This is a genomic window from Kitasatospora purpeofusca, from assembly GCF_034043715.1.
Taxonomy (GTDB): Bacteria; Actinomycetota; Actinomycetes; order Streptomycetales; family Streptomycetaceae; genus Kitasatospora; species Kitasatospora purpeofusca_A.
Window position 1 is genome coordinate 43043 of sequence record NZ_JAXCLC010000068.1, and the last position, 8484, is coordinate 51526.

The following is an 8484-nucleotide window of genomic DNA, read 5'->3' on the forward strand; positions in this document are numbered from 1 at the left end:
GATGCCGCGCCAGGGCCGGGTGGTGTCGTGCGAGATCTGGGACACGGATGACTCCTTGGTGAGGTGTGACATTTTATTAGAAGGCGCGCGGTGGACACAAGAGTCACCACCGGGCGTTTTCGGTCGGATTCGGACCGACCGGCCGACGGGAGCGGCCGGTCCGTCCGTTTCCGGCCGGTCCTACCGGTCGTCCCGGCCCTGCCGGTCGGCCTGGTGGTCCTGGTGGTCCTGGTGGTCCCGGTCGGCCTGGCGACCCCGCTCGCCCCGCTCGTCCCGGTGGCCGCACTCGTCCCGCTCGTCCCGCTCGGCCGCGAGTTGCCCGAGCGGAACGGGGCAGGAGAACGGCCGGCTGTCCGGCCGGACCTCGGCCCGATCGGCGCCGCCCGCGAGGCAGGCCACCGCCGGACCGCACATCCGGCCCTGGCACCAGCCCATCCCGGCCCTGGTCAGCAGCTTGACGGTGCGCGCGTCGCCCGCGCCCAGCTCGTCCACCGCCTCCTTGATCCGCCCGGCCGGGACCTCCTCGCAGCGGCAGACATCGGTGTCCTCCCGCAGCCAGTCGGTCCAGCCCGGCCCGGGCCGGTGGGCGGCGGCCATCAGCTCGGCGAAGGCCCGCAGCCGGGAACGCCGGCGCAGCAGCCCGGTGCGGACCGGCCGGTCCGCGACCGCGTGCGCCGCCAGCTCGCCCTCGGCGATCGCGAGGTCCGCGCCGCCGACGCCGCAGGCCTCGCCGGCCGCCCAGAGCCCGGGCACGGTGGTCCGCAGGCGGGCGTCGACCTTGAGCGCGGCCGTTCCGTCGGGGGTGGTCCTGGTGGCCGCGCCCAGCTCGGTCGCCAGCTCGATCTGCGGAATCAGACCGTGGCCGACGGCGAGCGCGTCGCAGGCGATCCGCCGCTCGCTGCCGGGCACCGGACGCCACTCGGCGTCCAACCGGGCCACCGTGACGGCGGTGATCCGGTCGGTGCCGTGCGCCTCGACCACCGCACTGCGCGGCCGCAGCCGGACGCCGTGGCGCAGCAGCGCCGAACCGTGCCCGGCGCCCTCGACCAGCTTGGCCGGGACGGCGGCCAGCACGCCGGGGCGCCGGGCGTACCCGAGGTACGCGGTGGCCTCCACCACGGCCGGCACCTCGGCGCCCGCCGTGACCAGGGAGGAGGCAGCCGCGAGCAGCAGCGGGCCACTGCCCGCGACCACGATCCGCCGGCCGGGCAGCACCAGGCCGGCCTTGAGCATGGCCTGCGCGCCGCCCGCGGTGACCACGCCGGGCAGGGTCCAGCCGGGGAAGGGCAGCTGCCGCTCGTACGCGCCGGTGGCGAGCAGGACGGCGGCGGCGCGGACGGTGGTCCGGTCGTCGGCGTCCGGGCCGGTGGTGGCGTGCAGCCGCCAGTCGCCGTCCCCGGCCCGCTCCAACGCCCACACCTGGTGGCCGGTGAGCAGCTCGACGCGGCCGGCCGCGCGGTGGGCGGCGAGCCGGTCGGAGAGGTCGGTGTAGACGGACCAGCCGTGGTGCAGCCGGTCGGGACGGGCGGCGCCGAGGCCGGGCGCGGGGTGGCGGTAGAACTGCCCGCCGGTGCTCCGGCCGGCGTCCACCAGGACGCAGCGCAGACCGAGGTCGGCGGCGGTCACGGCGGCGGCGAGGCCGCCGGGGCCGGCGCCGACCACCGCGAGGTCGGGGAACGGGCCGCCGGAGCCGGGGGCTCCGGGGGACTGCGCGGGCTCAGACTTCGAGGTCGGCACGGCCGTGGCCCTCCTGGGTGGTGACGGTGGTGCCGGGCTCGGCCGGCACCAGGCAGGTGCGCTGGTTGGGCCGCCCGTCGACGGTGGCCAGGCAGTCGAAGCAGGCGCCGATGCCGCAGAACGCCCCGCGCGGCTTCCCGCCGACCCGGGTGGTGCGCCAGGCGAGCACACCGTCGGCCCAGAGGGCGGCGGCGATCGTCTGCCCGGGCAGCGCGGGCACCGGCCGGCCGTCGAACTCGATGGTGTGGGCGGGCCCGGGCTCGGCCCGGACCAGCTCCGCGGGGGTGCGGGTACGGCGCATGGGTGGGGGTTCTCCGTTCAGCTCACGAGCCGATCGTGGGATTGTCGGGGGCCACCGACGGGCCTACAGCCCGAGGGGGCCACAGACCTGTCGGCGCACGGTCCAGCGGGCACGCGGTCCGGTCGGCACACGGTCCCGTTCGGCACACCCGGCCCCGCTCGGCAGCGGCGGCCCTGCGGGCGTGCCCCTCCGGGGTGTCCGTCCTGCGGGTTGCGGGTGGGCGGGCACTTTGCAAAGTGCACTTTGCAAAGTCCTCGCACACTTTGCAAAGTGCACGGCGCCCCCCTCAGGCGGGGGCGTCCGCCGCCGGGAAGCGGTCGGGCCGGAAGGGCGCGAGGTCGCGTTCCGGGTCCTTCCCGGTGAGCTGCTGGGCGATCAGCGCCCCGGTGCCCGGGGCCAGCCCGATGCCGGCGCCCTCGTGGCCGCAGGCGTGGTACAGGCCGGGCACCCGGGGGTCGGCGCCGATCGCGGGCAGATGGTCCGGAAGGTACGGACGGAAGCCCCGGTAGGCGCGCATCACGTTCACCCCGGCCAGCACCGGGAAGAGCGCGGCGGCCTGGGCCGCCAGCCGGTGCAGCACCTCGACCGAGAGGGTGCGGTCGAAGCCGACCCGCTCCCGGCTGGCGCCGATCAGCACCGGCCCGCCCGGCGTCCCCTCGACCACGGCCGAGGTCTGCAGGGCGGCCGAGCCGCTGGCCACGTCGGCGACGTAGTCGGCGGCGTACACCTTGTGCCGGACGATCCGCGGCAGCGGCTCGGTCACCAGGACGAATCCGCGTCGCGGCAGCACCGGCAGCCCGACGCCGGCCAGCGCGGCGAGCTCCCCGCCCCAGGTGCCGGCGGCGTTGACCACGGCGGCCGTGTCCAGCCGCCGTCGCTCGGTCTCGACCCCGCGGACGGCGCCGTCGGCACCGATCCGCAGCGCCCGGACGGCCTCGCCGGTGTACAGCCGGGCACCGGCGCGGCGAGCGGCACGCAGCAGGTGGGCGGCGGCCAGCGCGGGCTGGACCTGGGCGTCCTGGGGGTAGTGGAATCCTCCGGCCAGCCCGGGGGCGAGGTGCGGCTCCAGTTCGCGCAGCCGCTCGCCGGGGATCTCCTCGGCCAGGACGCCGGAGCCGGCCTGCCCGGCCGCGAAGGCGCGCAGCGCCTCCTGCCGTTCAGGCGTGCCGGCGACCACCAGGCCGCCCTTGTCCTCGTACTCGACCGCGGTACCGAACTCGGCGGCGAGTTCGCGCCAGAGTCCGCCGGAGTACAGGGCGAGGTCGAGTTCGGGACCGGGCTCCTTGTCGGAGACGAGCAGGTTGCCCTCGCCGGCGCCGGTGGTGCCGCCGGCGACCGGGCCGCGGTCGACGATGTCGACGGCGAGCCCGGCCCGCGCGGCGTAGTACGCGCAGGCGGCGCCGACGACGCCGGCTCCGACCACCACGACATCCGGGAGTCTCTGTGAGTGGGACACGGCAGTAATATGTCACATGCCATCGAACCTGCCAAGACTGCCCCGGGGACGAATGGGCGAGTCGCACCGAAAAGCCCCGGCCCACCGCAAAACGGCGGGCCGGGGCTCGGCGGGATCACCCGCGACGGATCAGGTGATGTCGTCCATCTGCTCGTGCCGCGCGGCCGGCACCTGGCCGGAGGCGCTCGGCGTGGCGGAGGCCTCGATCGCCTCGGCCCCGGCGACCGGTGCCACCGAGAGGTCCACGTGCGAAGCCTCCTCGTCGTCCAGCGCGAGGTCCGGGTTGCGCCGGGCCCGGCGCCGGTCGTTCAGCATCGCCACACCGACCGCGACGAAGTACAGGCCCCAGATCGGGGCGGCCAGCGCCAGCATGCTCAGCGGGTCGGCACTCGGCGTCGCGAAGGCCGCGAACACGGTGATGCCCATCACCATGCCGCGCCACCAGCTGAGCAGCCGCTTGCCGGTGACGACGCCGACCAGGTTCAGCATGACCAGCAGCAGTGGGAACTCGAAGGCCAGGCCGAACACCATCACCAGCCGGGTGGCGATGTCGAAGTAGTCCGAGGGCGGCAGGATCGGGGTGGTCTCGTCCGGCGTGAACGAGATCAGGACCTCGACGGTCAGCGGCAGCAGCAGGATCGCCAGCGTCACACCGGCCAGGAACAGCGGCGCGCCGCAGACCATGAAGATGACGGTGTACTTGCGCTCGTGCTTGTGCAGACCGGGCGCCACGAAGGCCCACAGCTGGTACAGCCAGACCGGGACGGTCGCGACCACGGCCGCGGTCAGGGCGACCTTGAGCATCCAGTTGAAGCCCGCGGTCAGACCGATGGTCGAGACCTGGGCGCAGCGGCCCTTGGTGGTCGCGAGATTGTCCGGGGTGCACTGCGGCAGCGGCTTGAGCAGCAGTGTCTCGATCTGCTTGTGGAAGATCAGCGCGACGATCGTGAACAGCACGATCGCCAGGACCGACTTGACCACGCGGTTCCGCAGTTCCCGCAGGTGGTCGGCGAGGGCCATCCGCCCCTCGGGATCCTTGGCCGTCTTCGGCGCCTTCGTGAGCTTGCTCAACCCCGGTCCTCAACTTGTGCGTCGGGGCCCGCCGGTCGGCGGGCCTCCAGTGGTGGCGCGGGCCGCGCGCTCAGCGTGCCCCGCCCTCCGGGGCGGACTGACTCGCGGACCGACTCGCGGACTGACCGCCGGACTGACCCGTGGACTGGCCCGTGGACTGGCCCGCGGACTGTCCGGCGGGCTGCTCGCTCACCGGGCGGGCGCTCGAGGAGGCGCCCGGGGCGGACTGGATGGTCTTCGCGGCGATGCCGTCGGCCGCCGTCGGGGCGGACGCGGCCGGGGTGTCGGCGGAGCCGTCGGTGCGCATCGCCTTGGCCTCGCTCCTGAGGATCCGGGCCGACTGGCCGAGCGAGCGTGCCAGGTCCGGCAGCCGCTTGGCGCCGAAGAGCACAATGGCAATGACCGCGACCACCAGGATCGCGGTGAACGAGACCCGCATGCTCGACCACCTTCAGTTTCGGCGGCACCGACCCGGGCCGCTCGCTGCGGGGATGGTAACCGCTGCGGATGACACCGTGACGACGGCCGCCCGAACAGGACAGCGGCCCCCCGTTCGCGTCCAGGAGCCATCTGAGAGCGTAACGCGCCCCTACCGTCGAACAGCAGCCCCCCGCGACCGCGGACCTGGGCTCAGGGCCGGGCCGCCGCCGAGGCCGCCAGCTCCTCGGCCGCCTCGGCCAGTGCCCGGGAGGCCGTGTCCACTCCCTCGGCCAGCGCCCGTACGTCCAGCCAGAGCCGGACCGCGAGGACGCCGAGTACCAGCAGACCGGCGGTGGCGAGGAGGACTGCGGCGACGGGCATCCAGGACATGGCCCCACCCTATCGGCCCGCCCGGGCCCCGGAGCGCGCCGCCCGAACCCCGGAGCGCGCCCGCCGGGCCACGGCGCACGTCGCCGGGCCCGCCCCCCGGTCCTACTGCTCGGCCGGCACCAGCCGCATGGTCCGCACCCCGGCCTCGGTCAGCGCCGCGACGATCTTCTCCCCGGCCGGCTTGCGCACCGCCGCCCCGCACAGCGGGCAGGAGAAGCTGTAGTGCGTCCGGTCCGCCGTCCGGCCGAAGGTCAGGCGGAACCCCTCGGCGGGCACCTCCACCTTCTCCCGGCACTCGGAGCAGTACACCTTGAATCTGGTACCGGGCTCCACGGCTCAGACCAGCCCGTCACCGTAGTGGGCGAGCGCCTCCAGCGCCGCGGCCCGCGCCTGCTCGACGAGCGCGGGCGGGGAGACGATCCGCCCGTCCCGGCCCAGCCGCAGGGCCAGCGGGCGCAGCTGCGAGGGGTCGGCGCTGCGCAGGGTGATCCGCAGTCCGCCGTCGGGCAGTTCCTCGGCGTGGTCGTGGGTGTAGTACTCGGCGACCCAGCGCCCGCCGGAGGAGACCTCGACGACGACCTCGGGGTCGTCGGCGGAGGGGTTGACCAGTCCGCCGGAGAGGTCGCGCGGCTCGCGCTTGGGCGGGTCGGCGGGGACGTCCAGGACCTTGATCTCGGCGACCCGGTCGAGCCGGAACATCCGGTGGTCCTCGGAGGTCCGGCACCAGGCCTCGAGGTAGGTGTGGCCCTCGGTGAGCAGGCGGATCGGGTCGACCTCGCGCTCGGTCATGCCGCCGCGCCCGTGCGAGTAGTAGCGCAGCCAGAGCCGGCGGCCCTCGCTGAGGGCGCGGTCGATGTCGGCGAAGACGTGGCTCTCGGCCTCGAAGGTGACGCCGACCCGGGCGCTGCCCTCGGCGCTCTCCCCCGCCGCGTTCTCGATCTTGGCGACGGCCCTGGTGAGGGCCTCGCGGTCACCGGCCCGCAGGCCGGGCAGGCCGGCCACGGCGCGGGCGGCGACCAGCAGGGCGGTCGCCTCGTCGGCGGCGAGGCGCAGCGGCTGGGCGACGTCGTCGACGTTGTGCCACCAGATCCGCTCGCCGTCGGTGTCGATGTCGAGCAGGTCGCCGCCGCGGAAGCTGGTGCCGCACATCGGGAGCACGTTGAGGTCGGCGATGAGTTCGCGCTCGCTGATGCCGAAGGCGCGGGCGACCTCGGCCACCTCGGCGCCGGGGCGCTCGCGGAGGTAGGTGACCAGCGAGAGCATCCGCCGGGTCTGGTCGATCGCGTTGCTCATGCCCGCACGTCCTCGGTCTCGGTCCTGTCCACCCCAGCGGTATCCGCCACCCCGGCGGTACCCGTCACCCGGTTACCCGCCGTCCCGACGCCCGCCGTCGCGGCGCCGGCCACCTTGACGCCCGCCACCGCGCGCAGCCGGTCGACGACGTCCGCCCGCAGTTCCTCGGGGCCGACGACGAGCACGTCGGGCCCGAACTCGGCGAGGTCGGCGCCGAGCCCGTTGCCGAAGGGGATGTCGAGTTCGTCCCAGGTGTCGTCGATCCGGCGGGTGCCGAGCGCCTTGGTGCGCAGCGGGAAGCCGGCGCCGCGGCGGACCCGGACGACGGCGGTGGCGGTGGCTCCCTCGCCGGCGAACTTGGCGACGGTGGCGCGGACGTCGACGTGCTCGGGCACGGAGCCGAGGAAGGCGCCGGAGCGGGCGCGGACCTTGCCGGTGATCCGGCCGAGCCGGAAGACCCGGGCGTCCTCGCGGTCGCGGTCCCAGCCGGCCAGGTACCAGTGGCCGCGCCAGCATTCCAGGGCCCAGGGCTCGACGCTGCGCTGCTGGGCGGCGGCGGCGCCGGCCTTGCGGTACTCGAAGGTGACCGGGCGGCGGTCGCGGGCGGCGGTGAGCAGCGGTTCGAACGCGGCCTCGCGGGCGGGGATGCGCGGTTCGAGGGCGGGGCGGCCCTCGGTCTCGGTGAACGGGACGCCGGCGGCGCGCAGCTTCTGGAGGGCGCCGCTGGCGGCGCCGGACATCTTGGCCTGCTGCCAGACGCGGGCGGCGAGGGTGAGCGCGGCGGCTTCCTCGGCGTCGAGGGCGATCTCCGGCAGGCGGTTGCGGTCAGCGCGGGCGAGGTAGCCGAGTTCGCCGTCGAGGGCGCTCTCGTCGACGTCGATGACCAGTCCGAGTTCGCGCAGGTCGTCCTTGTCCCGCTCGAACATCCGGTTGAAGGCTTCCTCGCTGCTGTGCTGCCAGGCTTCGCGGTAGGCCTCGATGGATTCCCGCAGCTCCTTCTTGGAGAGCGGACGTCTGGTGTTCATCAGGCACAGGGCGAGATTCATCAGCCGCTCTGCCTTGGCGATCGCCATCGCTGACCCTTCCGGTGTGCCGCGCCGCGCGCGGGGTGCGCCCGCCGGGGCGTCGTGGACCCGGCGGGACCGACCGTACCGGTAGCGGTACGCGGTGCAAAAGCCGAGCCGGGGAACGACCGGGGCCGCACCCCGCGGACGGGGTGCGGCCCTGGTGGTCAGTCTGCTCAGACGCCGATCAGGTCGACCACGAAGATCAGGGTCGAGCCGGCCGGGATGGCCGGGGTCGGCGACTGGTTGCCGTAGGCCAGGTGCGGCGGGATGACCAGCTCGCGGCGGCCGCCGACCTTCATGCCGACGACGCCCTGGTCCCAGCCCTTGATGACGCGGCCGCCGCCGAGCGGGAACTTGAAGGTCGAGCCGCGGTTCCAGCTGGCGTCGAACTCCTCGCCCGTCGCGTAGGTCACGCCGACGTAGTGGACCTCGACGACCTGGCCGGGCTTGGCCTCCTCGCCGCTGCCGACCTCGATGTCGCGGATGGTCAGCTCGGTCGGCGCGTCGCCGACGGGGAAGTCGATCTCAGGCTTGCTCACTTGATGCCTCGTTTCACGGTTGGTTCGGTCCATGACCAAGCGGCGGGGGGGGGGGGGCGCGGGCGCGGGGCCGCCGCCCCGCCACCCGCCCCCCCCCCCCCCCCCCCCCCCCCCCCCCCCCCCCCCCCCCCCCGCCCCCCCCCCCGGGGCCGCCCCCCCCCCCCCCCCCCCGCCCGGTGCACGACCCCCGCCCGGGACCCGGTCGGGCGC

8 protein-coding genes and 2 pseudogenes are annotated in these 8484 nt (G+C 75.1%); all 10 read right to left on the minus strand.

Annotation, left to right across the window (positions count from 1 at the left end; translation table 11 throughout):
• Window positions 1–180: 180 nt before the first annotated feature.
• The 10 genes and pseudogenes from SM793_RS28625 to SM793_RS28670 all read right to left on the minus strand — a co-directional run bounded on the left by SM793_RS28625 (window position 181) and on the right by SM793_RS28670 (window position 8307).
• Window positions 181–1737, minus strand: a complete 1557-nt coding sequence (locus SM793_RS28625; protein WP_320441194.1) for an NAD(P)/FAD-dependent oxidoreductase — start codon at window positions 1735–1737, stop codon at window positions 181–183.
• Window positions 1718–2038, minus strand: a complete 321-nt coding sequence (locus tag SM793_RS28630) for a (2Fe-2S)-binding protein (RefSeq protein ID WP_320441195.1) — start codon at window positions 2036–2038, stop codon at window positions 1718–1720. Before SM793_RS28630 ends, SM793_RS28625 begins: the two co-directional genes overlap by 20 nt.
• Before the next feature lie 286 nt (window positions 2039–2324).
• Window positions 2325–3494 carry an FAD-binding oxidoreductase gene (locus tag SM793_RS28635; RefSeq protein WP_320441196.1) on the minus strand — a complete coding sequence of 390 codons (1170 nt, stop codon included), beginning with the start codon at window positions 3492–3494 and terminating at the stop codon, window positions 2325–2327.
• A 129-nt stretch (window positions 3495–3623) separates the two neighbouring features.
• A complete protein-coding gene (gene tatC, locus SM793_RS28640; RefSeq protein ID WP_413816056.1) occupies window positions 3624–4514 on the minus strand; it encodes a twin-arginine translocase subunit TatC in 891 nt (296 codons plus the stop codon).
• 211 nt (window positions 4515–4725) lie between these two features.
• Window positions 4726–5004: pseudogene (gene tatA / locus SM793_RS28645) on the minus strand (Sec-independent protein translocase subunit TatA); the annotation flags it as partial.
• A 191-nt stretch (window positions 5005–5195) separates the two neighbouring features.
• Entirely contained in the window at window positions 5196–5375 is a 180-nt protein-coding gene (locus SM793_RS28650; RefSeq protein ID WP_320441199.1) for a hypothetical protein, read from the minus strand.
• A gap of 102 nt (window positions 5376–5477) precedes the next feature.
• Window positions 5478–5684 (minus strand): hypothetical protein, encoded by a 207-nt coding sequence (locus tag SM793_RS28655; RefSeq protein WP_231977872.1) that lies wholly within the window; start codon window positions 5682–5684, stop codon window positions 5478–5480.
• Between the two features lie 27 nt (window positions 5685–5711).
• A complete protein-coding gene (locus SM793_RS28660) occupies window positions 5712–6668 on the minus strand; it encodes a helix-turn-helix transcriptional regulator (protein ID WP_030395913.1) in 957 nt (318 codons plus the stop codon).
• A 122-nt stretch (window positions 6669–6790) separates the two neighbouring features.
• A pseudogene (locus SM793_RS28665) lies at window positions 6791–7741 on the minus strand (helix-turn-helix transcriptional regulator); the annotation flags it as partial.
• 167 nt (window positions 7742–7908) lie between these two features.
• Window positions 7909–8307 carry an FKBP-type peptidyl-prolyl cis-trans isomerase gene (locus tag SM793_RS28670; protein ID WP_320441200.1) on the minus strand — a complete coding sequence of 133 codons (399 nt, stop codon included), beginning with the start codon at window positions 8305–8307 and terminating at the stop codon, window positions 7909–7911.
• Between the last annotated feature and the right edge of the window lie 177 nt (window positions 8308–8484).